The organism is Corynebacterium sp. HMSC11D10 (assembly GCF_001806995.1).
In the GTDB taxonomy this organism is placed as follows: domain Bacteria; phylum Actinomycetota; class Actinomycetes; order Mycobacteriales; family Mycobacteriaceae; genus Corynebacterium; species Corynebacterium coyleae.
In genome coordinates, this window is sequence record NZ_KV787084.1 from 1 (window position 1) to 1,561 (window position 1,561).

1 protein-coding gene is annotated in these 1,561 nt (G+C 54.6%); it reads left to right on the forward strand.

Translation table 11 applies throughout. The annotated features are described in order from the left end of the window. Positions 1–156 precede the first annotated feature (156 nt). On the forward strand, positions 157–1,561 hold a 1,405-nt coding region (gene istA, locus HMPREF3120_RS10135; RefSeq protein WP_070453026.1), incomplete at its 3' end, for an IS21 family transposase.

Consider the following 1,561-nt stretch of genomic DNA (forward strand, 5'->3'; position numbering starts at 1 on the left):
TGCCGTTTCCGTGTAGTTGGTAGGGGCAATCCGCGTAGTTGGTAGGGGTTTTCCGGATAGGTGGTAGGGGTCTTCTTTTTCGGTCATTTTTGTAGGTGACGTCGGCGCAATCTGTGCCGGTGTGTCACCACTTTCTGACCGCAAGGAGGGCCTTTTATGGCCAACTTCAAAGACATCATGGCGATGTGTTTGACCGGAGCGAGTTATGCAGCCATCTCTGCTGCCTTGGAGTGCTCCAACAGGGATATCGCCAAAGTCAAAGCAGTGATTGCTGACCACGCAATCACGCAGTCTTCGTTCGCTCAGCTGGATCCAGAGTTCTTCGATACGCACTTTAGCGATCAGCGAACGAGTCGGCGTTTGCGCTATGACCGACCTGACTTCGAAAAACTCGCGAAGAAGCTGGCGAACAACAAGCACCTCACGCGCCATAAGCTGTGGATGGACTATGTCGCTTCCCCGTGCGCCGCAGGTGAATCGAAGTACCAGTACTCCCAGTTCTGTGAACACCTGCGTGACTACATCCGGGCTACCGGCATGACCTCGATTATCGAGCATGAACCAGGCCAAGAGCTCTACGTCGACTGGGCGGGCGACAAAGTCCGCATCATCGACCAAGCCACCGGTGAGGTAGGGATGAAAGCTTGCCTATTTGTGGCTGTCTGTCCCTACTCTTCTTTGTTATTTGTGGTTGCTACGGCGAATGAGAAGATGGACGCCTGGATTGACTGCCACGTCAAAGCCCTAAACTACCTCGGGAAACGCCCCGGCATCATCGTTCCTGATAACGCGCCGACTGCAACGTATCGCCCGGCGAAGAACAAACCCGCACGACGCATCCAACAGCGCTATGCGGACTTTGCTGACTACTATGACATCTTGCTTGTACCAGCACGTCCGGGAAAACCCCGCGATAAAGCCGCAGTTGAGCGTGCCGTCCAACTTGTCTATACGCGTATCCTTGGCTATTTCGATGGGGTTGAGTTCTATAGCCTTGAAGAGCTCAACGAAGCGATCGCTGAGCGCCTCGAAGACATCAACACAACCATGCCCAATGCGCATGGGTTTACTCGTCGTGAGCTGTTTGACATCGATGAAGCACCCATGATGCGCAACCTTCCTGACACCCCATTTACGGAAGTGTCCTGGCGCAGCGTCAAAGTCGATCGCAATTGGCACATCTGTTGTGACTACCAGTACTACTCCGTGCCGTTTCAATACATCGGCAAGACTTTGCGCGCACGGCTGACCAACAGCCTGGTCAGCATCTTCAACGGCGATAGCCTCGTGGCCGAACACCCGCGTATGCACGGGTTTAAGTACCGCTATTGCACAGACCCTGCGCATACCCCAGACAAAGAGATTACTGGGGTCAAACCGCTAACTCGCGATGAGCTCTACGCCAGAGCATCGTCGTTTGGGCCCGCAACCAGCAAGGTCATCGCCATGATCCTTGAGCACAACGCCCAAGCCCTGCCACGCGGTTTACGCACAGCCCGCAACGTGTTGGTCAAGCTCGGGAACAAGCACAACAAAACCACACTTGAACCAGCGTGCCAGC